The sequence below is a fragment of the Micromonospora sagamiensis genome (assembly GCF_014680085.1).
Taxonomy (GTDB): Bacteria; Actinomycetota; Actinomycetes; order Mycobacteriales; family Micromonosporaceae; genus Micromonospora; species Micromonospora inyonensis.
This window is the reverse complement of the sequence record NZ_AP023438.1, coordinates 2,440,753-2,464,651: the sequence shown is the minus strand read 5'-3', so window position 1 is coordinate 2,464,651 and position 23,899 is coordinate 2,440,753. Positions and strand designations below refer to the sequence as shown.

Below are 23,899 nucleotides of genomic sequence, written 5' to 3'. Positions count from 1 at the left end.
CCAGCGGAGCCGGGCGGCATGACCGTGCCACAGTCCCCACCCCCGCGCGGGCCGGCACCCGATCGGGACCGGATGGGCCCGACCCGACCCGCCACCCTGCTGGTGGCCGGGCTCGCCGCCGCCGCGCTGGCCTGGCTGCTGATCAGCTTCTTCTACGGCTCCCTGCCGGAGCTTCCCTGGCTGCCGGTGGTCACCCTGGCCGGGCTCGCCGTACTGGAGGGCTACGCGGCGGTCAACACCAGGGGACGGATCGAGCGCAGGCCCGGCCGGGACCCGGTCAACCCGCTCATGGTGGCCCGGTTCGTGGTGCTGGCGAAGGCGTCCGCGCTGGCCGGCGCGATCTTCGCCGGCTTCTACGCCGGACTGGCCGGTTGGCTCTTCGTGGAGAGCACCCGCGCGGCGACCGAGGACCGGCCGGCTGCCCTGGCCGGGATGGCGGCCTCGTTGGCGCTGGTCGCGGCGGCTCTCTGGCTGGAACGCTCCTGCCGCGTGCCCGAGCGGCCGGACGACGAACGCGAGCCGGACGACCGGGAGAACCGGCACATCCATTGATCACGGGGTTACGTCTTCGCCCGGGCGCGGGTACGGTGCCTGCGACCGGGTAGTCAAGGCCGACGCCGGTCCACGCGTTCCGGTACGCCCTGCGGCCGGGCCGGTCGGCCACCGTGGGAGGCGTGCGTCAATGGGGTACGACGAGCCGGGCCGGGGTGAGTCCGTCGATCGGGACCAGTCCGGGCCGGCCCCGACCGTCGTCCCCGAACCGCCGTGCGCGGCCGAGCCCGGCCCCGACCGGATCGCCGTGCACGTGGCCTGGGAGGTCGTCCTCGCCGGCGCGGTGGGCGTCCTCGGCCTGCTGCTCTGGCTCCAGGATCCGCAGGCCCTGCGCGGCGAGGGACTCCGCGAACTCCTCGTCGGCGTGGTCGGGCTCGGCCTGATCGCGCTCGCGGCCGGGCTGAGCCTGCGCACCGCCGCCCCGAACCTGGCGATCGGTCCGGTCGCGGTGGCCGCCGCCCTGCACTTCGCCGAGCAGGGCGACCGGGGGGTGACCGAGGCGGTCGTGCCGGCCGTGGTGACCGCCGCCCTCGGCGGGCTGGTCCTGGCGATGTTCGTGGCGCTGCTGCACGTGCCCGCCTGGGCGGCCAGCCTGGCCGCCGCGGCCGGGCTGGTGGTGTACATCGAGCGCCGGCAGGTTCCGGTGCTGGTCCAGGCCCACTACGACCCCCGGCACAGTGCCTACCAACTCTTCGCCGGCTTCCTGGCGGTCGCCGTCCTCGGTGGCCTGTTCGGCGCGATCCGGTCGGTGCGCGGGCTGGTGGGCCGGTTCCGGCCGGTCGAGGATCCGGCGCGGCGACGGGGAGTGGTCGCCGCGCTGGTCACCGGTGGCGCGCTGATCGGGTCCACGGTGCTGGCGATGCTGGCCGGTGTGCTGCTCGCGGCGAACGGCGCCGACCGGGTCGTACCCGAACCCGGTCTGGACTGGACGGCACTCGGCGTCGGCATGGCCCTGCTCGGCGGGACGAGCGCCTTCGGCCGGCGCGGCGGGGTGAGCGGAACGATGCTGGTCGTCGTCCTGGCCGGCCTCTTCTTCGCGTACGTCGACGCGGTCGGCCACGAGATCAGCCGCTGGGCCGTGGCCGGGCCGGCGCTCGCGGTCGGCCTGGTCGTCACCCGCATGGTCGAGACGTACGGGCGAACACGGGCGGTGACCGAGGAGAGGGTCGAACCAGGCCCGGGTGGGGACCCCACGACCAGTTCGGGCTGGACCCTGCCGGGCACGGGCACGGGTACGTACGGCGGTGCCTGGCCTCCGGTGCTGCCGGCCCGCTCCACCGACGACCCGGTCGACCCGTGGGGGCGCTGGGACGGCGGGCGGGACCGGTGGCGCGGTGACCGTCGGTGACCCGACTCGATGCGCCGATGCTGATCTCGCCGGTTAGGCTCGCCGCATGACCGAATCATCGTCGCCGGCTGCGGGCCGTTCCTTCGCCGAGTTGGACGCGCTCTCCACCGAGGAACTGCGTGAGCAGGCGTTCGCCCGGGCCAGGGAGCGTCGGGACGTCGCCTTCTTCTGGTCCGTCCTGCGGCACCTGCCCGATGCCGACGAGGCGGCGGTGCTCGACGGCGCGCCCAACTCGGTCGGGCCGACGATCGAGGAGGCGGCGGCACTGTGGCGGGAGTTGACCGGCCACGGTTACGAGGAGTCCGCGCCGCTGCTGCGGGCCGCCTTCATCGACTACCTGATGAAGCACTGAACCCACCCGCCCGGTGAAGCGACCTGCCCTCAGGTTTGCCTTTCCCGGTCGACCGGGAACTGGTCGCGGCATGTCGTTGACCAGCCGATCCGGCTTCGACCGTCGCCGGAGCACCGCGACGGGCACCGGCACCCTCGCCGCGCTCGTCCTCGTCGCCGTCTGCGGCAGTCCCGCCTACGGGCGGTGGGCCGGGGAGAACACGGATCCGAACTCGGCCTCCGGCTGGTTCCTGCGCCTGCTCGCCTGGCCGAGCTGGCGATTCGACTCGGGCCGTCCGGTCGAGACGCTCTTCACCGACGGGCTGCGGGCGCTGCTGCTGGTCGTGCTGGCCGCGACCCTGCTCTACCTGCTGCCGGGACCGCAGACCGCGCCGGCGGCGGGACTGGTCAGTCAGCTTTTCTCCGGCTGGGGCGCGTACGTCTTCGCGGCCGGCTTCGCCGCACTGTTCAGTTCCCTGTTCGGGGCCGACTCGTCGCTGTTCACGGCGGTGCAGGCCGCCGGCACGGGGGCTGCGTACGGCTTCTTCGCCGGCTGGATCGTCGGCGTCGCCAGCCTCGGCGGCCGGGCCTGACCACGGTGCCTGCGGCCGGGCCTGACCACGGTGCCTGCGGCCGGGCCTGACCACGGTGCCTGCGGCCGGGCCTGACCACGGTGCCTGCGGCCGTGCGGCCGGTCAGTGCTCCGGTCCGCCCAGGTCGAGCAGCCGCTGACGGCTCAGCACGCCGACCGGCCCCTCGTCGTCGACCACGACCACCCGGTCGGCGGCCGAGGTCAGCAGGACGGCCAGCGCGTCGTACGCCGAGCCACCCAACCGGACCCGGGGCAGGTCCGCGCCGTCCGCGCCGGCCAGCGGGCGCAGCGTGCCGCGGGTGACCGGGGTGACCGCCAGCCGGCGGATGCCCCGGTCGGCCCCGACGAAGTCACGGACGAAGTCCGACGCCGGCCCGCCCAGCACGGCGGCCGGGGTGTCGTACTGCTCCAGCCGGCCGCCCTCGGAGAGCACCGCGATCCGGTCGCCGAGCCGGACGGCCTCGTCCAGGTCGTGGGTGACCAGCACGATGGTCTTGCGCACCTCGGCCTGCAACCGGAGGAACTCCTCCTGCAACCGGGTCCGCACGATCGGGTCCACGGCGGAGAACGGCTCGTCCATGAGCAGCACCACCGGGTCGGCGGCCAGCGCGCGGGCCACCCCGACCCGCTGCCGCTGCCCGCCGGAGAGTTCGTGCGGGTAGCGGTGGCCGAACTGCGCCGGGTCGAGCCCGACCAGCTCCAGCAACTCGTCGGTGCGGCGCCGGCTGCGCTCCTTGGACCAGCCGAGCAGCCGGGGCACGGTGCCGACGTTGGCGCGTACGGTCTGGTGCGGGAAGAGGCCGACGTTCTGGATCACGTAACCGATCCGGCGGCGCAGTGCCACCGGGTCGACCCGGGTCACGTCGTCGTCGCCGAGGAGGACCCGACCGGAGGTCGGCTCGACCAGCCTGTTGATCATCCGGAGCACGGTCGACTTCCCGCAGCCCGAGGGGCCGATCAGCACCACGAGTTCGCCGGCCCTCACCTCCAGGCTCAGGTCGCGAACCGCCTCGGTGCCGTCCGGGTAGCGCTTGCCGATCCCGTCCAGGGTGATCGACGCGGCGCCGCCGGCCGGGTCGGTCGCGCGGTCGGCGACGGGCTCGGGGTCCGGGGTAACGTCCACGCATGTCCTTCCGCCTGAGCTACCGGGCCGATCCGGGTAACCCGTGGTTCTCCTGGCAGTACGTGCGGGACAACTCCGACACCATCGCCGCCGCGCTGGGGGAGCACGCCTCGCTGACCGCCCGCGCGGTGGTGATCGCCGCGCTGGTGGCCCTGCCACTGGCGGTGGCGGCGTACTGGTTCCGGCCGCTCACCGGCCCGATTCTCGCACTCACCGGCGTGCTCTACACGATCCCGTCCCTGGCGCTGTTCGCCTTTCTCGCGCCGTACCTCGGGATCGGGGCGGTGACCGTACTCAGCGTGGTGGTGCTCTACGCGCTGCTGGTCATCGTGCGTAACGCGGTGGCCGGGCTCAACCAGGTGCCGCCGGAGGTCCGGGAGGCCGCCCAGGGCATGGGGTACGGCCGCTGGGGGCGACTGTTCCGGGTGGAGCTGCCACTCGCGCTGCCCGGCATCCTCACCGGACTGCGACTCGCCACCGTCTCCACGGTCGCCCTGGTGACGGTGGGCGTGGTGGTCGGCCGGGGCGGGCTGGGCCAGCTGATCTTCGCCGGCTTCCAGAACAACTTCTACAAGGCACAGATCATGACCGGCACCCTGCTCTGCGTGCTGCTGGCGCTGGTGCTCGACCTGATGCTGGCCGGGGTCGGCCGGCTGCTCACCCCCTGGCTGCGGAGGACCACCCCATGAGCGCGATCGAGCAGGCGGTGCGCTGGCTCAACGACCCGCTCAACTGGACCAACCCGGGTGGTGTCCTGGACCGCCTCGGGGAGCATCTGTCCATGTCGGCGGCGGCGGTCGTCCTCGGCTGCCTGGTGGCCTGGCCGATCGGCTTCTGGCTCGGGCACACCGGTCGGGGCGGTGGTGTGGTGGTGCTCGTCTCCAACGTGACGCTCGCCGTGCCGACGCTCGCCCTGCTGACCATCCTGCCGCTGACCTTCCTCGGCTTCGGACAGCCGGCGGTGGTGGTCGCGCTGGCCGTCTTCGCCGTGCCGCCGCTGCTGGCGAACGCGTACACCGGGATCCGGCAGGCCGATCCGGAGGCCCGCGACGCGGCCCGGGGCATGGGCTTCTCCGGCTGGCAGGTGCTGCGTCGGGTGGAACTGCCGCTGGCGGTGCCGTACCTCGCGGCCGGGTTCCGCACCGCCGCCGTCCAGGTGGTGGCCACCGCCGCCCTGGCCTCCTTCGTCAACGGCGGCGGGCTGGGCCAGATCATCCGGGCCGGCTTCGGGCTGGACATCGCGGCCGGTGGCGGGCAGATCGTCGCCGGCGGCGTGCTGGTGGCCGGACTGGCGATCCTGGTCGAGCTGCTCCTGGCCCTGGTCGAACGGCTGGTCACCCCGCGCCCGCTGCGCCGGGCCCGTCGCCGGGCCGGCGGCCGTGCGGCGAGCGCCGTGGCCGGGGGCTGACCCCGCCTCGACGACGTCGGATCGGTCGATGGGTGACGATCCGGCGACAAAATCCGCCGCGCGGGTTGTCCCTCCGCCTCCGAAAGTGTTTCGTGGGACTTCTGCGAGTGCGCCTCGCGTGAATCCGCGAGGATGTCTCGTGGGGTTCCCGCGAGTGGGTGACTCGGGGGGAAGACACACGGGCGGCAGGAGATCGCCCGTCGGACACGCGGCCGGCCCGGACGGGTCGCGCCGGGACACAGGAGGCGGGCTGATGATGCGCGCACGTACTCGATTGGCGATCGGCGCGGTGGGTGTGTTCGCCGCGGCCGGGTTCCTCACCGGTTGCGGTGACGCCGGTTCCTCCGGCACCGAAGCCCCGGAGGCGGGGGCCTCCGGCGCGGGCTGCGCCCCGGTCGCCGGTGACCAGTTGGTCGTCCTCGACGACGACAAGTTGCTCCAGAACACCGACAACGTCCTCCCGGCGATCAACGCGAAGGCGGCGAACCCGCAGCTCGTCGCCGCGCTCGACAAGGTCTCGGCGGCGCTGGACACGCCGAAGCTGATCGCCTTGAACAAGGCCGTCGACGTGGACCGCAAGACCCCCAAGGCGGCTGCCGAGGAGTTCGCCACGGCGAACAACCTCACCGAGGGCATCGCCAAGGGGCCCGGCGGCTCGATCGTGGTCGGGGCGGCCAACTTCAGCGAGAACCAGACCCTCGGCGAGTTGTACCGGATCGTGCTGACCGCTGCCGGGTACCAGGTGAAGGTGCAGCAGATCGGCAGCCGGGAGCTGTACGAGCCGGCCCTGGAGAAGGGCGAGATCCAGGTCGTCCCGGAGTACGCGGCGACCCTGGCGGAGTTCCTCAACACCAAGGCCAACGGCAAGGACGCCCAGCCGATCTCCTCGCCGGACCTGGCGAAGACCGTCGCGGCGCTCAAGGCCGTCGGGGAGAAGGCCGGCCTGACCTTCGGGACGCCCTCGGCCGCCCAGGACCAGAACGCCTTCGCCGTCACCAAGGCCTTCTCCGACAAGTACGGCGTGACCACCCTCACCCAGCTCGCCGAGAAGTGCTCGGGTGCCGACACGGTGCTCGCCGGTCCGCCGGAGTGCCCGCAGCGGCCGAAGTGCCAGGTCGGCCTGGTCGAGGTCTACAACTTCAAAGCCGGCTCGTTCAGCTCTCTGGACGCCGCCGGCCCGCAGACCAAGAACGCCCTGAAGACCGGCGCCGCCAGCGTGGGCCTGGTCCTCTCCTCCGACGGGGCGCTCGCGGGAAGCTGAGTCCATCCGCGCGCCGGCCGCCCGGCGCGCGGATCCGTGTCATCAGCCGACGGTGCCCGGTTTCGGGTGCCGTCGGCCTTTTTCGTCCCGGCAACGCTCGGTAGGCTGCACACCCATGCCTGCTCCGGTCTCCCTGGACGACAAGCGCGCCGCGTCGCGGCTGACCCTCCTGTTCCGGGCCGGCCTGGCGGTCGCCGCGCTCGCGGCGTTGCTGTTGCTGGTCGCCGACGGCAACGGCCTGCTGCGCGTCGCCGCCGTGCTGGCGATCACCGCAGTGGTGATGATCAATATTTCGGTCGCGCTCCGCCCGGACACCGCCGCCGAGGTGCGGCAGCTCGCCGACGAGATCGACGAGTTGCGGGCCGAACTCGCCGCCGTCGCCCACTCCGCCCGTCCGGCCGCCGACCCGGCCCGTTGGTCCGCCGAGCCGGTGGGGGCCCGGAACGACGAGGTGCCGGCCGCCGAGCAGCCCCGGGCCGGGCGGGCGAGGGTGACGGTGGCCGGGACCGTCCCGGTCCGGCCCGCCGCCGACGAGCCGGAGCCGGAGGGCGGACGTCGCCGCGCGGACGACCCGGAGGACGGTCGCCGCCGGACCTCGGAGCCGGCAGCGGGACGTCGCCGGGCGGCCGAGCCGGACGGGGAGCCGTTCCCCGACCACCGGACGGGCGGGGACTGGTACGCCGACCAGGAGCCGGTCGCCCGGCCCCGGGCCACCTCCCGGTACGCCTCCGAACGCGCGGCGGGCGGGGTGTACGGCGGGTCGGCCCGCTCCGACGGACCCGACGTCCGGCCCGGAGCCGCGCCCGGTCCGGAGGCACCGGCCCGTCCGGTCGGCGTGGTACGGCACACCGAGACCGTCCACGTGACCACCCGGCACACCGTCGTGGACGGCACCCCGGACCCGGGGCCGGGCGGTTACGGCCGGTGGACGCCACGGGAGGAGCAGCCCTGGTCGGGGCATGACCCGGAGCGGGCCGACCGGTGGGACGGCTACCCGTCACGGGAGGACCATCCCCGGCCGGACCCGGACTGGCGCACCTCGGCCGGTGGCCGGTACGGCGGGGCCGACGAGCGGTACGGACACCCAGGCGGGGAACGGTCCGGGCCGACCGGCGGCGACAGCCGGTCCCGACGGGGTGCCCCGGACCGGCCGGACCCGGGGCCGGCGTACCCGTCGGGGGACGCCGGTGCCGACGACTGGTCCGAGGTCCGGGCCGGAGGCCGGTGGGCGACCGTCCGAGACGACGAGCACGGCCGGGAACTGCGGATGAGCGAGCGGCGGGCGGCGCTGCACGCCGACGGCGACGGCACCGAACTGCGGGTGGAGGACCACTGGGCGGCCGTCCGGCGCCCCCGGCGCGGGCACCCGGACGACGGCTACGACCGGGACGAGCCACGCGGGGCCGGTCCGGAGTACCCGCGCCGGGACGGCCACCGGCCCGACCCGGACCGGGCCCTGCCGCCGGGCGGTGTTCCCGTGCCGGAGCAGTGGCGGCCCGCGCGGGGCGACCGTGCGGCGGACGGGCGGTCGACGCCGCACCGGTCCGGGGAGGGGACCGGGTGGCCGACGTCCCCCGCCGAGCCCGGGTGGTCGCCGCCGCGTGGCCGGCGGCAGGACGACGACTGGCCGGAGCCCTCGGCCCGGGGCCGGCGGACGGAACCCGAGCCGGGCCGGTACGGTCGGCCCTCCCGCGAGCACGAGAGGCGCGCCGACGACGCTCCGGATCGCTGGCGCTGACCGGGCTCCCCGCCGGCTGCCCGCTCCCCGCCAGCTGCCCGCTCCCCGCCGGCTGCCTGCTCCCCGCCGGGCCGGCAACCCGCTCCCGCCGGCTACTTGTCGATGTCGCCGACCACGAAGAACATCGAGCCGAGGATCGCCACCAGGTCGGGGACCAGGCAGCCGGGGAGCAGGGTGGCCAGCGCCTGCACGTTGGCGTACGACGCGGTGCGCAGCTTCAACCGCCATGGCGTCTTCTCGCCCCGCGAGACCAGGTAGTAGCCGTTGATGCCGAGCGGGTTCTCGGTCCAGGCGTAGGTGTGCCCCTCGGGGGCCTTGACCACCTTCGGCAGCCGGGTGTTGACCGGCCCGGTGAGCCGGTCCACCCGGTCCAGGCACTGCTGGGCGAGGTCGAGTGAGACGTACACCTGGTCGAGCAGCACCTCGAAGCGGGCGTGGCAGTCCCCGGTGGTGCGGGTGACCACCGGCACGTCCAGCTCGCCGTAGGCCAGGTAGGGCTCGTCCCGGCGCAGGTCGAGGTCGAGCCCGGAGGCGCGGGCCACCGGTCCGGACGCGCCGAACGCGGCGGCGTCGGCGGCGGAGAGCACCCCGACCCCGACGGTACGGGCCAGGAAGATCTCGTTGCGCCGGATCAGGTGGTCCAGGTCGGGCAGGCGACGGCGTACCTCGTCGATGGCGGCCCGGGCGCGGCCGGTCCAGCCCGCCGGCACCTCCTCCTTGAGCCCGCCGACCCGGTTGAACATGTAGTGGATCCGGCCGCCGGAGACCTCCTCCAGCACCGTCTGGAGCGTCTCCCGTTCCCGGAAGGCGTAGAACATCGGGGTGATCGCGCCGATCTCCAGCGGGTACGAGCCCAGGAACATCAGGTGGTTGAGCACCCGGTTCAACTCGGCGAGCGCGGTACGCAGCCAGACGGCCCGTTCCGGCACCTCCAGCCCCATCAGTCGTTCGACGGCGAGCACCACGCCCAGCTCGTTGGCGAAGGCCGACAGCCAGTCGTGCCGGTTCGCCAGCACGATGATCTGCCGGTAGTCGCGGACCTCGAAGAGCTTCTCGGCCCCCCGGTGCATGTAACCGACGATCGGCTCGCAGGCCACAACCCGTTCGCCGTCGAGCACCAGCTTCAACCGGAGCACCCCGTGGGTGGACGGGTGCTGCGGGCCGATGTTGAGCACCATGTCGGCGGTGTCCAGACCGGTCCCGGTGCCGACGGTCAATTCACGCAGGCTCCCGGCGTCGGTGGTCATGCCGGACATCGTGCCACGGACGCGGGTCAGGGGGCCGGCGACGGGGCGGAGACGGCGGGTGCCAACGGCGGCGCGGGGATGCCCACCGGTTGCAGCAGCCACCAGTGTCCGCCCAGCCCGGCCGGGTCGGTCAGCTCGGTGACCGCGGAGGCGGCGGCGAGGGCGCGGACGTACCCGGCCGGGTCGGTGGTGGCCAGGGCCAGCGGCGGTCGACCGCCGTCGGCCCCGAGCGCCCGCAGCGCCTCCCGCTGACGGAGCAGCGTGTACGGCGTACCGGCCACCGCCGAGCCGGCGACGCCGACCGCGTCCACGGCGACGTGCGCGGTGAGGTCGCAGGACCCGTCCGGCACCGGTGGCACCTGCCGCCCGGCCCGGTAACCGGTCAGCGTCCCGTCGAACGGGCGCCCGGAGCGCAGGTGACCGTAGTCGACGGCCAGGGCGAGTCCCCGGTCGACGGCGCGTACGGCCGTCGCCCAGGCCACGTCCCGGGTCCGCCCGATCTCGGCCCGCCCGCCGGGGGACGCCGGCCACCAGGTCGCCAGCCAGTCGGCGTCGGCGGGGTCGACCGGCCCGCCGACCGACTCGACGCCGGCCGGGTCGACCAGCACCGTACGCCAGCCGTCGTCGGTGGCCACCGCGACGTCCAGCGGCACGTTGTCCAGCCACTCGGTGGCCAGCAGCAGTCCGGTGATCCCGTCCGGTACCCGGTCCCGCCAGTCGACGGCGGGCGACAGCCCGACGGGCCGGGGGGCCACCTCGACCGCGGTCAGCCGGAGCCGGTCGACCAGCGGCGGCACGCGACCGCCACCTCCGGTGGAGTGGTCGTCCGTCGCCGTGTTCCGGGGGGCAACCGCCCGGCGCGCGGGTCCGCCGCGGTCCGCTGCCCGGACGGCGAGCTGGGCGAGGGTGGTGAGCAGTTCGCCCCGGCCCGCGCCGACGTCGACCACGTCCAGCCGGCCGGGATGGCCGAGCGCGGCGTCGACTCGTTCGACCAGGCGCAGCAGCGCCCCGCCGAACACCGGGGACGCGTGCACACTGGTCCGGAAGTGCGCCGCCGGGCCGGTGCCGGCCACGAAGAAGCCGGTGGGGCCGTAGAGCGCCGTGGTCGTCGCCGCCCGCCAACCGGTGCCCATCAGTCCGTCCCGGGTTCAGGTGGGGTCACCGGGCCGACCCTACGGGTCCGTCGGCCCGTCCGTTCCGCCCCCGGGACGGGCCGGACCGTGCCGGTGAACGTTTTCACACCTGTCTGTGCCGTCCGCTGACCACGGCGCATACTTGCGCTTGACCGGTACCCCACCTTCGAGGACTGGATCATCGCCATGAGCGCATCCCTGCGCCCGCGCCCCGGCGCGCCCACCGGCGCTGCCCCGTCGGGCTCCGTTCCCGTCTTTCCCCGCCACCTCACCGTCGGCGTGATCGGTGCCGGTCGGGTCGGTGCCGTCCTGGGCGCGGCACTCACCGCCGCGGGTCACCGGGTGGTCGCCGCCGCCGGTGTCTCCACCGTCTCCACCGCCCGGATCGCCCGGCTGCTGCCCGACGTCCCGCGCCGCCCGGTGCTGGCGGTCGCCCGGGCCGCCTCCGACCTGCTGCTCGTCGCGGTCCCGGACGACGCGCTCACCGCCGTGGTGACCGGCCTCGCCGAGAGCGGCGTCCTCCGCCCCGGGCAGGTGGTCGTGCACACCTCCGGCGCGCACGGGCTCGACGCGCTCGCCCCGGCGGCCGAGGTGGGTGCCCGGCCGCTGGCGCTGCACCCCGCGATGACCTTCACCGGTACGCCCGACGACCTCGACCGTCTGCCCGGCGTCTCGTACGGGGTGACCGCCCCGCCGGAGCTGCGGGTGCTCGCCGCCCGGCTGGTCGCCGACCTCGGTGGTGTGCCGGAGTGGATCGCCGAGCCCGACCGGCCGCTCTACCACGCCTCCCTGGCCCACGGCGCGAACCATCTGGTCACCCTGGTCAACGAGGCGGCCGACCGGCTGCGCGACGCCGGGGTGGAGGAGCCGGCACGGGTGCTGGCCCCGCTGCTGCGGGCCGCCCTGGAGAACGCCCTGCGGCTCGGGGACGACGCGTTGACCGGCCCGGTGTCGCGCGGTGACGCGGGCACCGTCGCGCGGCATCTCGACCGGTTGACGGCGACCGCCCCGGACTCGGTCGAGGCGTACCTGGCCCTGGCCCGGCGCACCGCCGACCGGGCGATCGCCGCCGGGCGGCTCCGCCCGGTCGACGCGGAGTCGCTGCTCGGGGTGCTGGGCGGCATGCGACAGGAGGCGGTGGCGTGACCACGGTGGTGCACACCCGCGCGGAACTCGCCACGGCGCGGGCCGCCCTGACCGGCACGGTCGGGGTGGTGATGACCATGGGTGCGCTGCACCCGGGGCACGAGTCGCTGCTGCGGGCCGCCCGTGAGCAGGTCGACCACGTGCTGGTGACGGTCTTCGTCAACCCGTTGCAGTTCGGCCCGAACGAGGACTTCGACCGGTACCCGCGCACCCTCGACGAAGATCTCGAAGTGTGCCGGCGGGCCGGAGCGGACCTGGTCTTCGCCCCCTCGGTGGCGGACATGTACCCGGACGGGGCACCCGGGGTGCGTCTCGACCCGGGCCGGCTCGGCGGCGAACTGGAGGGGGAGAGCCGTCCCGGCTTCTTCCACGGGGTGCTCACCGTGGTCCTGAAGCTGCTCCAGCTCACCCGGGCCGACCTCGCCTTCTTCGGCGAGAAGGACTACCAGCAGCTCACCCTGGTCCGGCGGATGGTCCGCGACCTCGACGTGCCGGTCCGGGTGGTCGGCGTGCCGACGGTCCGCGAGCCGGACGGGCTGGCCCTGTCCAGCCGTAACCGTTACCTTTCCCCGGCCGAGCGGGTCACCGCGCGGAGCCTGTCGGCGGCGCTGCACGCGGGCTCGCTGGCCGCCTCCGACGGCGCGACCGCCACCGACGTGCTGGTCGCGGCCAACGCCGTCTTCGACGACCGGTCGGACGTGGAACTGGACTACCTGGTCCTCACCGACCCGGATCTGGAACCCGGTCCGGTCGCCGGCCCGGCCCGGCTGCTGGTCGCGGCCCGGGTCGGCGCGACGCGGCTCATCGACAACATGGCGATCCGGCTCGCCCCCCGATGACCACCCCTCCCGGGCCGGTCCGGTCCGGCGACGAGACGCGGGCCGGTACGGCCCCGAACCCCCACCCGGGCTGGTTCGCCCGGATCCGACCGTGAGAGGCAACCCGATGTACCGCACCATGCTGAAGTCGAAGATCCACCGGGCCACGGTGACCCAGGCCGATCTCCACTACGTCGGCTCGGTGACCGTGGACCAGGACCTCCTCGATGCCGCCGACCTGCTCCCCGGCGAGCAGGTGGCGATCGTGGACATCACCAACGGCGCGCGGCTGGAGACCTACGTCATCCCGGGCGAGCGGGGCAGCGGCGTGATCGGCATCAACGGGGCCGCAGCGCACCTGGTGCACCCGGGCGACCTGGTCATCCTCATCTCGTACGGGCAGATGGACGACGCCGAGGCGCGGACGTACCAGCCCCGGGTGGTGCACGTCGACGCCGACAACCGGGTCATCGAGTTGGGTGCCGACCCGGCCGGGGTGGCCCCGGGGATGGTCGGCGACCCGGTGCGCGGGGACCTGGTGGCGGTCCGCTGACCACGTCGGCCGTCCGGGCCGCACCGGGGCGGGTGTCCGGTTACGGCCCGCGCATCCGCTCTGTTACCGGAGGGTCATTTCTGGTTACCCTTACCGCGCGCCGTCGGGCGACGGCGGCTGGCTGGGGAGGCCGCGATGCGCCGTGCGAGGAGGAGCCTGGCCGCGTTGTTGCTGACGGCCACCCTGCTGGCCGGCTGTGGCGACGCGGGCGGGCTGGACGGCGACCTGGTCGACGACTGGGCGGCGCTGGCCGCGCCGGGGCCGTTCGTGCCGCCGGCCGGGGTCTGCCAGGTGGCCGACTTCGCCGACGTGGTCCCGCTCGCCACCTTCGAGCCGGTGGACTGCGGCGTGCCGCACCGGGTCGAGACCGCGCACGTGGGCACCTTCCCACCGGCGGTCACCTCGGCTCCGGCCGTCGACTCACCGGCGATGCGGGCCGCGTTCGCCGACTGTGACACCCGCACCTCGGCGTACGTCGGTGACGAGTGGCGGGTGGGTCGGCTGCGGCTCGGGGTGGCGCTGCCGTCCACGGTCGGCTGGGCGGCCGGTGCCCGCTGGTACCGGTGCGACGTCACCGAGGTCGACACCGTCGAACGGGCCGGCCGGACGGTGCAACGCACCGGCAGCCTGCGCGACGCCCTCAAAGGGGCTTCCCCACTCCGGCTGGGCTGCCAGAACGCGCGTACCGGCGCGCAGTTGGGCGTGCAGACGGTCACCCCCGCCGACTGCGCCAAGGCGCACAACGCGGAGTTCGTCGGGGTGTGGAAGGCCCCGGACACCCGGTACCCGGCGAAGCCCGCCGACTGGGCCCCGGTCTACACCGGCTGCCGGTCGGTCCTCGCCGGCTACGCCGGCCTGCCGGTCGACGACGACCTGCGGTTCCGCACCGACGTGGTGGTACGCCCACCCGGTGCGGCCCGCTGGAAGGCCGGCGACCGGGGCGTGCGCTGCTATCTCTGGCTCAGCGACCGCACGGTGACCCGCTCGCTGCGGGGGGCCGGTCCGGCCGTCCTGCCCGTCCGCACCCGCTGACCGTCCCGGTCCGCCCTCCCCGACGGAGCTCTCAGCTGCCCGCTCCGGGTGGTTGCAGGGGTCCCCTGCTCGCGCTTTCTGTGTAGGAAGGGCCCCCTGCAAACCACCGCGACCCCGCGCGCAACCACCACACCCGCCGGCGAGCGCGCCAGTCAGGTGGAGGGTCGGGCGCGCCACTCGCGTCGGCCCCCGCCGCTGCGCGACCCGGGCCGACGCGGTTGACTGTGCCCATGGAGCTGTCGACCGTCGCGCTGCCCAGCGTCCCCGAGCTGCTGGCCGCGCCCGCGCCCGGCTGGGTCGAGACCACCGACGTGATCGTGGTCGGGTCCGGGGTCGCCGGCCTGACCGCCGCGCTGCACCTGCGGGAGGCGGGGCTGCACGTCACCGTCGTCACCAAGGTGAACATCGACGAGGGCTCGACCCGCTGGGCGCAGGGCGGCATCGCCGCGGTGCTCGACCCGGCCGACACCCCGGGCGCGCACGCGCACGACACCGAGGTCGCCGGGGTGGGGCTCTGCGACCCGGCGGCGGTGCGGGTGCTGGTGGAGGAGGGGCCCACGCGGCTGCGGGAGCTGATGCGGATCGGGGCCGAGTTCGACCGGCATCCGGACGGCTCGCTGATGCTGACCCGCGAGGGCGGGCACCGGGCCGACCGGATCGTGCACGCCGGCGGGGACGCCACCGGCGCGGAGGTGCAGCGGGCGCTGCACGCCGCAGTCCGCCGCGACCCGTGGATCCGCCTGGTGGAGCACGCCCTGGTGCTGGATCTGCTCCGGGCCCCCGGTGACGGCCCCGGCGGGCTCGGCCGGGCCTGCGGGATCACCCTGCACGTGCTGGGCGAGGGGAGCGAGGACGGCGTCGGTGCGATCCTGGCCCGCGCGGTCGTCCTGGCCACCGGCGGCATGGGGCAGATCTTCGCGGCGACCACCAACCCGGCCGTGTCGACCGGGGACGGTGTCGCGCTGGCCCTGCGGGCCGGGGCAGCCGTGACGGACGTGGAGTTCGTCCAGTTCCACCCGACCGCGTTGATCGTCCCGGAGCAGGCCCGGGTGCCCGGGGCCGGGCACGCCCAGCAGCCGCTGGTCTCCGAGGCGCTGCGCGGCGAGGGCGCGTACCTGGTCGACGCCGACGGCAAGCGGTTCATGGTGGGGCAGCACGAGCTGGCCGAGCTGGCTCCCCGTGACGTGGTGGCCAAGGGCATCCACCGGGTGCTGCTGGCGACCGGCGCGGACCACGTCTACCTCGACGCCCGGCACCTGGGCGGCGCGCACCTGGCCCGCCGCTTCCCGACCATCGTGGCCTCCTGCCTGGCCATCGGCGTGGACCCGGCGACCGACCTGATCCCGGTCGCCCCGGCAGCCCACTACGCGTCCGGCGGCGTCCGTACGGATCTGCGCGGCCAGACCTCCATCCCCGGCCTGTACGCCTGCGGCGAGGTGGCCTGCACCGGAGTCCACGGGGCCAACCGGTTGGCCAGCAACTCGCTGCTGGAGGGGCTGGTCTTCTCCCGACGGATCGCCGAGGACATCGCCCGGGGCCTGCCCGAGCAGGCGCAGCCCGCACCGACCGGCGCGTGGCGGGGCGGGGGCGGCTGGGTGGTGCCGCCGGAGGTGACGCCGGTGCTGCAACGGGCGATGACCCGGGGGGCCGGGGTGCTCCGCTCGGCGGGGACCCTGGCCGCGACGGCGGGAACGCTGACCGAACTCGGCGCGGGCCGGGGCGAGCCCCGCACCGCGAGCTGGGAGGCGACGAACCTGGTCACGGTGGCGTCGACCCTGGTCGCCGCCGCGTACGCCCGCCGGGAGACGCGGGGTTGCCACTGGCGGGAGGACTTCCCGACGGCCGACCAGACGTGGCGCGGCCACCTGGTCGGCTCGATCGGCGCGGGCGGTCGGCTGGCCCACCGGTGGGAGGAGTCCGGGTGAACACGCGGAGCGAGCCGGTCCGGCGGACCCCACGGCCCGCGAACCGAGGAGTCCCCGTACGGAGTGAGCCCATCCTGCGAACCCCGCAGTCGCGAACCGAGGAGGCCCGATGAGGGAGTGGACGGAGCAGGCGCTGCGGGAGGCCGGGCTCAGCCCGGCGGAGGTCCGGCGGATCGTCGAGTCCGCCCTGCGTGAGGATCTCGGCCCCCAGTTCCGGGATGTCACGAGTCTGGCCACCATCCCGGCCGAGCAGGTCGACACGGCCGACCTGGTGGCCCGGGCGGACGGGGTGGTCGCCGGGCTGGCCGTCGCCGCGGCCGTGTTCGAGCTGGTCGGTTCGGTGACCGGCGACCGCCGTACGGTCGAGGTGTCCCTGGTGTCCGCCGACGGCGCGCGGGTGGCACGCGGTGACGTGCTGGCCACGGTCACCGGCCCGACCCGCTCGCTGCTCACCGCCGAGCGGACGGCGCTCAACCTGCTCTGCCGGATGTCCGGGGTGGCCACCCACACCCGGGCCTGGGCGGACGCGCTGGCCGGCACGAAGGCGATGGTGCTGGACACCCGGAAGACCACCCCGGGGCTGCGGTCCCTGGAGAAGTACGCGGTGCGGGCCGGCGGTGGCACCAACAAGCGGATGGGCCTGCACGACGTCGCCATGATCAAGGACAACCACAAGTTCGCGGCCGGCGGGATCGCCGCCGCCTACCGTCGGGTCCGGGAGGCCTTCCCCGAGGTGCCGGTGCAGGTGGAGGTGGACACGCTGGCCGAGGCGGTGGAGGCGGTCGAGGCCGGCGCGGACTTCCTGCTGCTGGACAACATGACCCCGGCGACGCTGACCGAGGTGGTGGCCGCGGTGGGGGACCGGGCCGAACTGGAGGCGACCGGTGGCCTGACGCTGGACGTCGCCGCCGAGTACGCCGCCACCGGCGTCGACTATCTCTCGGTGGGCGCGTTGACGCACTCCTCGCCGATCCTGGACATCGCTCTGGACCTGCGGGCGGCGTGACCGCTTCCGGCGTTGTCTAGGCTGCGTGCGTGCTGCTCTGCATCGACATCGGAAACACCAACACCGTGCTGGCCACGTTCGACGGCGACCGGCTGGTGCACTCCTGGCGGATCAAGACCGACGCCCGGTCGACCGCCGACGAGCTGGGCCTGATGTTCCGGGGCCTGCTCGCCGGGGACGCGGTGGAGATCACCGGGGTCGCCGCCTGCTCCACGGTGCCGGCCGCGCTCCGCTCGCTGCGGACCATGCTGGCCCGCTACTACGGGGACCTGCCCAGTGTCGTCGTCGAGCCGGGAGTACGCACCGGGGTGCAGCTGGCCATCGACAACCCCAAGGAGGTCGGGTCGGACCGGGTGGTCAACACGCTCGCCGCGTACACCCTCTACGGCGGGCCGTCGATCGTGGTGGACTTCGGCACCACCACCAACTTCGACGTGATCAGCGGCCGGGGCGAGTTCCTGGGCGGGGCGTTCGCCCCGGGCATCGAGATCTCCTTCGACGCCCTCGCCGCCCGGGCGGCCCAGCTGCGCAAGGTCGAGGCGACGAAGCCCCGGTCGGTGATCGGCAAGAACACCGTGGAGTGCCTCCAGTCCGGCCTCTACTTCGGCTTCGCCGGCCAGGTGGACCGGATCGTCGAGCGGATGACCGAGGAGTTGGGCGAGGTCAAGGCGGTGATCGCTACCGGCGGGCTGGCCTCGCTGGTGATCAACGAGTGCCGCTCCATCACCCACCACGAACCGATGATCACCCTGATCGGTCTCCGGATGGTCTACGAGCGCAACGTCTGAGGTCGTCGAAGGCCGTCCGGCGGCACCGCAGGGCCACCCGTCGCGGGGCCCGCCGACCTCAGTCCCGGCGGGCGCGGAGCACCAACGTCCGGTACGGCAGGACGAGGGTCTCCCGACCGGACAGGTCGGGGTGGGAGCGGAGCAGGTCGCGCAGTTCCCGGTCGACCCGTCGCCGGTGCTCCGGCCCTGCGGTCAGGTAGTGCGAGCGGGTACGCACCATGCCGAGCAGCTCGTCCGGGGTCAGCACGGTGGTGTGCGGGAACTCGGCCCACTCCGGGGCGGCGAACTCAGGGCCGAGGTCGGTGACGCTCGCGAGCAGATGGTCGACGGTGTCGCCGATCTCGGCGATCCGGTTCAGCTCGGTCACCCACGGCGTCCGGTCGTCGCGCAGGTTCCAGACCAGGGCGAGGGTGCCGCCGGGCCGCAGCACCCGGGCGATCTCCGGGTGCGCGCGCTCGCGGTCGAACCAGTGGTACGCCTGGCCGGCCAGCACCGCGTCGGCGTACCCGTCGGGCAGCGGCGCCGATTCGGCGGTGCCGGCCAGAGCGACGACGCCGGGCGTGGCATCGGCGAACCGGGCCCGCATCCCGGGGTCGGGTTCCACGGCGGTCACCGGGTGCCCGAGCGCGAGCAGGCTCCGGGTCAGGATGCCGGTGCCCGCACCCAGGTCGACGATCCGGGCGGCCGGGGCGAGCCCGTCGAGCGCCCAGCGCAGGGCGGCTTCCGGATAGCGGGGCCGGAACCGGTCGTACTCGGCGGCGGCCGTACCGAACGACAGGGCGTGGGTGGGATCGGCCATGGCGGCAGGTTATCGAGTGCCGGCCCCCGGAGGGGCTTGAGTAGGCTCGTGCCTTGGACCCACCCGATTTCTCCCGCTGAGGAAGCATGCCGTGAGCGAGCAGAACCCCGTGCCGATCGATCCCGCCGACGACCTTCCCGAGCAGATGAAGGTCCGCCGGGAGAAGCGTGACCGGATGCTCGCCGACGGCGTCGAGCCCTACCCGATCGGCTACCCCCGGACCAGCACCCTGGCCGCCGTTCGGGAGAAGTACGCCGACCTGCCCACCGACACCGCCACCGGCGACCGGGTCGGGGTCACCGGCCGGGTGATCTTCGTACGGAACACCGGCAAGCTCTGCTTCGCCACCCTGCGCGACGGGGACGGTACGGAGTTGCAGGCGATGCTCTCGCTCGACCGGGTCGGTGCCGAGCGGTTGGACGACTGGAAGCGCCAGGTCGACCTGGGTGACCTGGTCGGGGTCACCGGCGAGGTGATCACCAGCCGGCGGGGCGAGCTGTCCGTGCTGGTCGAGCAGTGGGCGGTGACCGCCAAGGCGCTGCGTCCGCTGCCGGTGGCGCACAAGCCGCTCAGTGAGGAGGCCCGGGTCCGGCAGCGGTACGTCGACCTGATCGTCCGACCGCAGGCCCGCCAGATGGTACGAACCCGGGCGGCGACGGTGCGCAGCCTGCGTGACTCGCTGCACGGCAAGGGATTCATCGAGGTCGAGACCCCGATGCTCCAGCTCCTCCACGGTGGGGCCGCCGCGCGCCCATTCGTGACGCACAGCAATGCGTTGGGTACGGATCTCTATCTGCGAATCGCCCCGGAACTGTTTCTCAAGCGGGCGGTGGTCGGCGGCGTCGACCGGGTCTTCGAGATCAACCGTAACTTCCGTAATGAGGGCATCGACTCTTCGCACTCGCCCGAGTTCGCGATGCTCGAGGCGTACGAGGCGTACGGCGACTACGACACGATGGCCGCGCTCACCCGGAATCTGGTGCAGCAGGCGGCGATCGCGGTCGCCGGGTCGACCACGGTGGCCCACGCCGACGGCCGGGAGTTCGACCTCGGTGGCGAGTGGCGCTCGGTGACGCTCTTCGGTGTTCTTTCCGAAGCGCTCGGTGAGGAGGTCACCGTCCGCACCGAACACGCCCGTCTGGTGCAGTACGCGGAGAAGGTCGGTCTCTCCGTCGACCCGAAGTGGGGTCCGGGCAAGCTCGCCGAGGAACTCTTCGAGGAACTGGTGGTGCCGGGCCTCCAGGAACCGACCTTCGTGCGGGACTACCCGGAGGAGACCAGCCCGCTCACCCGGGGCCACCGGGACGAGCCCGGCCTGGCCGAGAAGTGGGATCTCTACGTGCTCGGTTTCGAGCTGGCCACCGCCTACTCCGAGCTGGTGGACCCGGTTGTGCAGCGGGAACGGCTGGTCGCCCAGGCGACGCTGGCGGCCCGGGGGGACGACGAGGCCATGCGGCTCGACGAGGACTTCCTGCGGGCCATGGAGTACGGAATGCCGCCGGCCGGGGGTATGGGAATGGGAATCGACCGGCTGTTGATGGCCCTGACGGGCCTGGGAATTCGGGAAACGATCCTCTTCCCCTTGGTGCGCCCGGAGTAGCGAGGCTACCCGTGGCGAATCCCCCGTCCTATTGACGGGGTGAGCATCGTGCCCGCTATTGTGCTCTTGTTAGCAGGAGAACCTGCTCGAAAGGAATGGCACGTGGCCAAGCAGATCATTCACAAGCTGGTCGATGACCTGGACGGCGGAGACGCCGACGAGACCGTCAAGTTCGCGCTCGACGGCGTTCAGTACGAGATCGACCTCTCCGACAAGAACGCCGAGAAATTGCGGGAGCTATTCGCCCCCTACGTCGCGGCCGGCTCGAAGGTCGGTCGAGGGGGCGTGGTGGTGGGCGGCCGGGCCGCGCGCGGCCGGGGTGGCGCCACCGCGGACCGGGCGCAGAACAAGGCGATCCGGGACTGGGCGAAGCGGGAGGGGCGGGAGATCTCCGACCGGGGGCGTATCCCACAGGAGATCGTCGACGAGTTCCACGCGAAGGCCGGCCACTGACGCCGACCTCGACTCCAGCGACACCGACGCCGGCCCGGAGCACCCGCTCCGGGCCGGCGTCGGTTCGTCGTCCAACCTGCCCGTGGTGGGTCGGGGACCGCCGGGGACGGGCGGCCCGCGCCGTGGGAAGGAATCCGGCGGAACGGACGTTGTCCACAACCGGTGGAGGAGTTTTCCACAGCCTGTGGAGAGCCGTCCGGGGCCCGGAGGGCCTCTCCAACCCCTCCGCCGGCCCACAGAATTTCGCTCTGCGCGTACAGGGCAGGTGCCCGGAACACCTCCTGAGCGTGGACGGTTGGGTAAAACGACGCGTAACCGGCACCCAGCGGAGACACACGACCTCAGCGGAGTCGGCTCGCGGCGATAGAGTAAGGAGGCACGGACGCCCACCCCGGTCGTCCGCGCACCGGCCCCGCCAAGAATCTTGACCACCAAGATCGAGTGCGCACGGCACGTGAGGAGCACGAGGGCATGTTCGAGCGGTTCACCGACCGAGCGCGACGGGTTGTCGTCCTGGCCCAAGAAGAGGCCCGGATGCTCAACCACAACTACATCGGTACGGAGCACATCCTGCTGGGCCTGATCCACGAGGGTGAGGGTGTCGCGGCAAAGGCCCTGGAGAGCCTCGGCATCTCCCTGGAGGGCGTCCGTCAGCAGGTCGAGGAGATCATCGGCCAGGGCCAGCAGGCGCCGAGCGGGCACATCCCGTTCACGCCGCGGGCCAAGAAGGTGCTGGAGCTGTCGCTGCGCGAAGCGCTCCAGCTCGGCCACAACTACATCGGCACCGAGCACATCCTGCTCGGCCTGATCCGGGAGGGCGAGGGCGTCGCCGCCCAGGTGCTGGTCAAGCTCGGCGCCGACCTCAACCGGGTCCGCCAGCAGGTGATCCAGCTCCTCTCCGGCTACCAGGGCAAGGAACCCGCCGCCGCGGGCACCGCCACCGGCGAGGCCGCGCCGTCGACCAGTCTCGTGCTGGACCAGTTCGGCCGTAACCTCACCCAGGCCGCCCGCGAGGGCAAGCTCGACCCGGTGATCGGGCGCGAGAAGGAAATCGAGCGGGTCATGCAGGTGCTGTCCCGCCGTACCAAGAACAACCCGGTCCTGATCGGTGAGCCCGGCGTCGGCAAGACCGCCGTGGTGGAGGGGCTGTCCCAGAAGATCATCAAGGGCGAGGTGCCCGAGACGCTGAAGGACAAGCAGCTCTACACCCTCGACCTCGGTGCCCTGGTGGCCGGCTCCCGCTACCGCGGTGACTTCGAGGAGCGCCTCAAGAAGGTGCTCAAGGAGATCCGCACCCGCGGCGACATCATCCTCTTCATCGACGAGATCCACACCCTGGTGGGTGCGGGTGCCGCCGAGGGGGCGATCGACGCCGCCAGCATCCTCAAGCCGATGCTGGCCCGGGGTGAGCTCCAGACCATCGGTGCCACCACCCTCGACGAGTACCGCAAGCACCTGGAGAAGGACGCCGCGCTCGAGCGGCGGTTCCAGCCGATCCAGGTGGGTGAGCCCTCGCTGGCCCACACCATCGAGATCCTCAAGGGCCTGCGCGACCGGTACGAGGCGCACCACCGGGTGAGCATCACCGACGCCGCCCTGGTGGCCGCCGCGACCCTGGCCGACCGCTACATCTCCGACCGCTTCCTGCCGGACAAGGCGATCGACCTGATCGACGAGGCCGGTGCCCGGATGCGGATCCGCCGGATGACCGCGCCGCCGGACCTGCGCGACTTCGACGAGCGGATCGCCCAGGTCCGCCGGGACAAGGAGTCCGCGATCGACGCGCAGGACTTCGAGCGCGCCGCCCAGCTCCGCGACAAGGAGAAGCAGCTCCTCGGCCAGAAGGCCCAGCGGGAGAAGGAGTGGAAGGCGGGCGACCTGGACGTCGTCAGCGAGGTCGACGACGAGCAGATCGCCGAGGTTCTCGGCAACTGGACCGGCATTCCGGTCTACAAGCTGACCGAGGAGGAGACCTCCCGCCTGCTGCGCATGGAGGACGAGCTGCACAAGCGCGTCATCGGCCAGGAGGACGCGGTCAAGGCGGTCTCGAAGGCGATCCGGCGTACCCGGGCCGGCCTGAAGGACCCGAAGCGGCCGTCCGGCTCGTTCATCTTCGCCGGTCCGTCCGGTGTCGGTAAGACCGAGCTCTCCAAGGCGCTCGCCGAGTTCCTGTTCGGCAGCGAGGACGCGCTGATCCAGCTCGACATGTCCGAGTTCCACGACCGGTACACCGTCTCCCGGCTCGTCGGTGCGCCTCCCGGCTACGTCGGCTACGACGAGGGTGGGCAGCTGACCGAGAAGGTGCGGCGTCGGCCGTTCTCGGTGGTCCTCTTCGACGAGATCGAGAAGGCCCACCCGGACGTGTTCAACACGCTGCTCCAGATCCTGGAGGACGGTCGGCTCACCGACGGTCAGGGCCGGATCGTGGACTTCAAGAACACGGTCATCATCCTGACCACGAACCTCGGTACCCGGGACGTGGCCAAGGCGGTGTCGCTCGGCTTCCAGGCGTCGGAGGACTCCGAGTCCAACTACGACCGGATGAAGCAGAAGGTCAACGACGAGCTGAAGCAGCACTTCCGGCCCGAGTTCCTCAACCGGATCGACGACACCATCGTCTTCCACCAGCTGCGCCAGCAGGAGATCCTCTCGATCGTGGACATCATGATCGCCCGGATCGAGACCCAGCTGCGCAACAAGGACATGGGCCTGGAGCTGACCGACAACGCCAAGAAGTACCTGGCCACCAAGGGCTTCGACCCGGTGCTCGGTGCCCGTCCGCTGCGTCGCACGATCCAGCGCGACATCGAGGACAACCTCTCCGAGCGGATCCTCTTCAACGAGCTGATCCCCGGTCAGATCGTGGTGGTGGACTGCGAGGGCGACCCGAACAACGTCGACAAGTCCAAGCTCGTCTTCCGTGGCGCGGACCGGCCGGTCGACGTGCCGGACGCTGTCCCGGCCGACCTCGGCGGCACTGCCGCCACGGGCGCGGACGAGGCGGCGTAACGGTCGGATTCCCCGACAGGTCTCACCACCTGCGGAAC

Annotated in this window: 22 protein-coding genes; 18 read left to right on the top strand and 4 right to left on the bottom strand. The window is 73.2% G+C overall.

Translation table 11 applies throughout. The features are described 5' to 3' along the window. Positions 1 to 18: 18 nt before the first annotated feature. The 4 genes from IGA62_RS10640 (at position 19) to IGA62_RS10625 (ending at position 2,823) form a co-directional block, all read left to right on the top strand. Entirely contained in the window at positions 19 to 552 is a 534-nt protein-coding gene (locus tag IGA62_RS10640; RefSeq protein ID WP_145815201.1) for a DUF3180 domain-containing protein, read from the top strand. A gap of 130 nt (positions 553 to 682) precedes the next feature. Continuing rightward, positions 683 to 1,900, top strand: a complete 1,218-nt coding sequence (locus IGA62_RS10635) for an ABC transporter permease (protein ID WP_145815202.1) — start codon at positions 683 to 685, stop codon at positions 1,898 to 1,900. 46 nt (positions 1,901 to 1,946) lie between these two features. Further along, positions 1,947 to 2,252: a hypothetical protein gene (locus tag IGA62_RS10630; protein ID WP_091452847.1), complete on the top strand. Its 306-nt coding sequence runs from the start codon at positions 1,947 to 1,949 to the stop codon at positions 2,250 to 2,252. Between the two features lie 70 nt (positions 2,253 to 2,322). Further along, positions 2,323 to 2,823, top strand: a complete 501-nt coding sequence (locus IGA62_RS10625) for a hypothetical protein (protein ID WP_145815203.1) — start codon at positions 2,323 to 2,325, stop codon at positions 2,821 to 2,823. 102 nt (positions 2,824 to 2,925) lie between these two features. Here the strand turns inward: IGA62_RS10625 and IGA62_RS10620 are convergent, their stop codons facing one another. Then, the gene (locus tag IGA62_RS10620) at positions 2,926 to 3,945 is read right to left on the bottom strand and encodes an ABC transporter ATP-binding protein (RefSeq protein ID WP_145815204.1); all 1,020 of its coding nucleotides are present in this window, start codon (positions 3,943 to 3,945) and stop codon (positions 2,926 to 2,928) included. Between the two features lie 2 nt (positions 3,946 to 3,947). Here IGA62_RS10620 and IGA62_RS10615 point away from each other — a divergent pair, with 2 nt between their 5' ends. From IGA62_RS10615 to IGA62_RS10600, 4 genes are all read left to right on the top strand, one after another. Then, positions 3,948 to 4,634: an ABC transporter permease gene (locus IGA62_RS10615; protein WP_145815205.1), complete on the top strand. Its 687-nt coding sequence runs from the start codon at positions 3,948 to 3,950 to the stop codon at positions 4,632 to 4,634. Then, positions 4,631 to 5,353: an ABC transporter permease gene (locus tag IGA62_RS10610; protein ID WP_145815206.1), complete on the top strand. Its 723-nt coding sequence runs from the start codon at positions 4,631 to 4,633 to the stop codon at positions 5,351 to 5,353. The genes IGA62_RS10615 and IGA62_RS10610 overlap by 4 nt, the downstream gene beginning before the upstream one ends. Positions 5,354 to 5,606: 253 nt before the next feature. Then, positions 5,607 to 6,614: a glycine betaine ABC transporter substrate-binding protein gene (locus IGA62_RS10605; RefSeq protein ID WP_232624944.1), complete on the top strand. Its 1,008-nt coding sequence runs from the start codon at positions 5,607 to 5,609 to the stop codon at positions 6,612 to 6,614. 115 nt (positions 6,615 to 6,729) lie between these two features. After that, the gene (locus tag IGA62_RS10600) at positions 6,730 to 8,352 is read left to right on the top strand and encodes a hypothetical protein (protein ID WP_145815207.1); all 1,623 of its coding nucleotides are present in this window, start codon (positions 6,730 to 6,732) and stop codon (positions 8,350 to 8,352) included. Between the two features lie 92 nt (positions 8,353 to 8,444). Here the strand turns inward: IGA62_RS10600 and IGA62_RS10595 are convergent, their stop codons facing one another. Next, positions 8,445 to 9,608, bottom strand: coding sequence for an NADH-quinone oxidoreductase subunit D (locus IGA62_RS10595; protein WP_186499692.1), 1,164 nt, complete (start codon positions 9,606 to 9,608; stop codon positions 8,445 to 8,447). Positions 9,609 to 9,625: 17 nt separating this feature from the next. Beyond that, positions 9,626 to 10,732, bottom strand: coding sequence for an SAM-dependent methyltransferase (locus IGA62_RS10590; protein ID WP_145815209.1), 1,107 nt, complete (start codon positions 10,730 to 10,732; stop codon positions 9,626 to 9,628). A gap of 186 nt (positions 10,733 to 10,918) precedes the next feature. On the opposite strand from IGA62_RS10590, the gene IGA62_RS10585 reads away from it, so the two are divergent. The 7 genes from IGA62_RS10585 (at position 10,919) to IGA62_RS10555 (ending at position 18,000) form a co-directional block, all read left to right on the top strand. Beyond that, positions 10,919 to 11,878 carry a Rossmann-like and DUF2520 domain-containing protein gene (locus IGA62_RS10585; protein WP_145815210.1) on the top strand — a complete coding sequence of 320 codons (960 nt, stop codon included), beginning with the start codon at positions 10,919 to 10,921 and terminating at the stop codon, positions 11,876 to 11,878. Beyond that, complete coding sequence (gene panC / locus IGA62_RS10580) at positions 11,875 to 12,717, top strand: pantoate--beta-alanine ligase (protein ID WP_145815211.1); 843 nt, start codon at positions 11,875 to 11,877, stop codon at positions 12,715 to 12,717. The genes IGA62_RS10585 and panC overlap by 4 nt, the downstream gene beginning before the upstream one ends. 106 nt (positions 12,718 to 12,823) lie before the next feature. After that, the gene (gene panD, locus IGA62_RS10575) at positions 12,824 to 13,249 is read left to right on the top strand and encodes an aspartate 1-decarboxylase (RefSeq protein ID WP_145821678.1); all 426 of its coding nucleotides are present in this window, start codon (positions 12,824 to 12,826) and stop codon (positions 13,247 to 13,249) included. 135 nt (positions 13,250 to 13,384) lie between these two features. Further along, complete coding sequence (locus IGA62_RS10570) at positions 13,385 to 14,281, top strand: septum formation family protein (protein WP_145815212.1); 897 nt, start codon at positions 13,385 to 13,387, stop codon at positions 14,279 to 14,281. A gap of 230 nt (positions 14,282 to 14,511) precedes the next feature. Further along, the gene (locus tag IGA62_RS10565; protein ID WP_145815213.1) at positions 14,512 to 16,206 is read left to right on the top strand and encodes an L-aspartate oxidase; all 1,695 of its coding nucleotides are present in this window, start codon (positions 14,512 to 14,514) and stop codon (positions 16,204 to 16,206) included. Positions 16,207 to 16,315: 109 nt separating this feature from the next. After that, positions 16,316 to 17,212 carry a carboxylating nicotinate-nucleotide diphosphorylase gene (gene nadC, locus IGA62_RS10560; protein ID WP_145815214.1) on the top strand — a complete coding sequence of 299 codons (897 nt, stop codon included), beginning with the start codon at positions 16,316 to 16,318 and terminating at the stop codon, positions 17,210 to 17,212. A gap of 29 nt (positions 17,213 to 17,241) precedes the next feature. After that, positions 17,242 to 18,000, top strand: coding sequence for a type III pantothenate kinase (locus IGA62_RS10555; RefSeq protein ID WP_145815215.1), 759 nt, complete (start codon positions 17,242 to 17,244; stop codon positions 17,998 to 18,000). 58 nt (positions 18,001 to 18,058) lie between these two features. Here IGA62_RS10555 and IGA62_RS10550 read toward each other — a convergent pair whose 3' ends face one another. Continuing rightward, positions 18,059 to 18,799: a class I SAM-dependent methyltransferase gene (locus IGA62_RS10550; protein WP_145815216.1), complete on the bottom strand. Its 741-nt coding sequence runs from the start codon at positions 18,797 to 18,799 to the stop codon at positions 18,059 to 18,061. Positions 18,800 to 18,890: 91 nt separating this feature from the next. Here IGA62_RS10550 and lysS point away from each other — a divergent pair, with 91 nt between their 5' ends. The 3 genes from lysS to IGA62_RS10535 all read left to right on the top strand — a co-directional run bounded on the left by lysS (position 18,891) and on the right by IGA62_RS10535 (position 23,861). Continuing rightward, entirely contained in the window at positions 18,891 to 20,399 is a 1,509-nt protein-coding gene (lysS, locus tag IGA62_RS10545) for a lysine--tRNA ligase (protein WP_145815217.1), read from the top strand. Positions 20,400 to 20,501: 102 nt separating this feature from the next. Further along, the gene (locus IGA62_RS10540; protein WP_145815218.1) at positions 20,502 to 20,852 is read left to right on the top strand and encodes a histone-like nucleoid-structuring protein Lsr2; all 351 of its coding nucleotides are present in this window, start codon (positions 20,502 to 20,504) and stop codon (positions 20,850 to 20,852) included. 471 nt (positions 20,853 to 21,323) lie between these two features. After that, complete coding sequence (locus IGA62_RS10535) at positions 21,324 to 23,861, top strand: ATP-dependent Clp protease ATP-binding subunit (protein ID WP_145821679.1); 2,538 nt, start codon at positions 21,324 to 21,326, stop codon at positions 23,859 to 23,861. The last annotated feature ends 38 nt before the right edge of the window (positions 23,862 to 23,899 follow it).

Bases quoted from the DNA above. Each gene is read 5' to 3' on its own strand.
- IGA62_RS10625 (WP_145815203.1), top strand. From the start codon at position 2,323: ATGTCGTTGACCAGCCGATCCGGCTTCGACCGTCGCCGGAGCACCGCG.
- IGA62_RS10600 (WP_145815207.1), top strand. From the start codon at position 6,730: ATGCCTGCTCCGGTCTCCCTGGACGACAAGCGCGCCGCGTCGCGGCTG.
- IGA62_RS10590 (WP_145815209.1), bottom strand. From the start codon at position 10,732: ATGGGCACCGGTTGGCGGGCGGCGACGACCACGGCGCTCTACGGCCCC.
- IGA62_RS10565 (WP_145815213.1), top strand. From the start codon at position 14,512: ATGGAGCTGTCGACCGTCGCGCTGCCCAGCGTCCCCGAGCTGCTGGCC.
- nadC (WP_145815214.1), top strand. From the start codon at position 16,316: ATGAGGGAGTGGACGGAGCAGGCGCTGCGGGAGGCCGGGCTCAGCCCG.
- IGA62_RS10550 (WP_145815216.1), bottom strand. From the start codon at position 18,799: ATGGCCGATCCCACCCACGCCCTGTCGTTCGGTACGGCCGCCGCCGAG.
- IGA62_RS10635 (WP_145815202.1), top strand. From the start codon at position 683: ATGGGGTACGACGAGCCGGGCCGGGGTGAGTCCGTCGATCGGGACCAG.
- IGA62_RS10610 (WP_145815206.1), top strand. From the start codon at position 4,631: ATGAGCGCGATCGAGCAGGCGGTGCGCTGGCTCAACGACCCGCTCAAC.
- IGA62_RS10585 (WP_145815210.1), top strand. From the start codon at position 10,919: ATGAGCGCATCCCTGCGCCCGCGCCCCGGCGCGCCCACCGGCGCTGCC.
- IGA62_RS10640 (WP_145815201.1), top strand. From the start codon at position 19: ATGACCGTGCCACAGTCCCCACCCCCGCGCGGGCCGGCACCCGATCGG.
- IGA62_RS10570 (WP_145815212.1), top strand. From the start codon at position 13,385: ATGCGCCGTGCGAGGAGGAGCCTGGCCGCGTTGTTGCTGACGGCCACC.
- IGA62_RS10605 (WP_232624944.1), top strand. From the start codon at position 5,607: ATGATGCGCGCACGTACTCGATTGGCGATCGGCGCGGTGGGTGTGTTC.
- panD (WP_145821678.1), top strand. From the start codon at position 12,824: ATGTACCGCACCATGCTGAAGTCGAAGATCCACCGGGCCACGGTGACC.
- IGA62_RS10615 (WP_145815205.1), top strand. From the start codon at position 3,948: ATGTCCTTCCGCCTGAGCTACCGGGCCGATCCGGGTAACCCGTGGTTC.
- IGA62_RS10630 (WP_091452847.1), top strand. From the start codon at position 1,947: ATGACCGAATCATCGTCGCCGGCTGCGGGCCGTTCCTTCGCCGAGTTG.
- IGA62_RS10595 (WP_186499692.1), bottom strand. From the start codon at position 9,608: ATGTCCGGCATGACCACCGACGCCGGGAGCCTGCGTGAATTGACCGTC.
- IGA62_RS10535 (WP_145821679.1), top strand. From the start codon at position 21,324: ATGTTCGAGCGGTTCACCGACCGAGCGCGACGGGTTGTCGTCCTGGCC.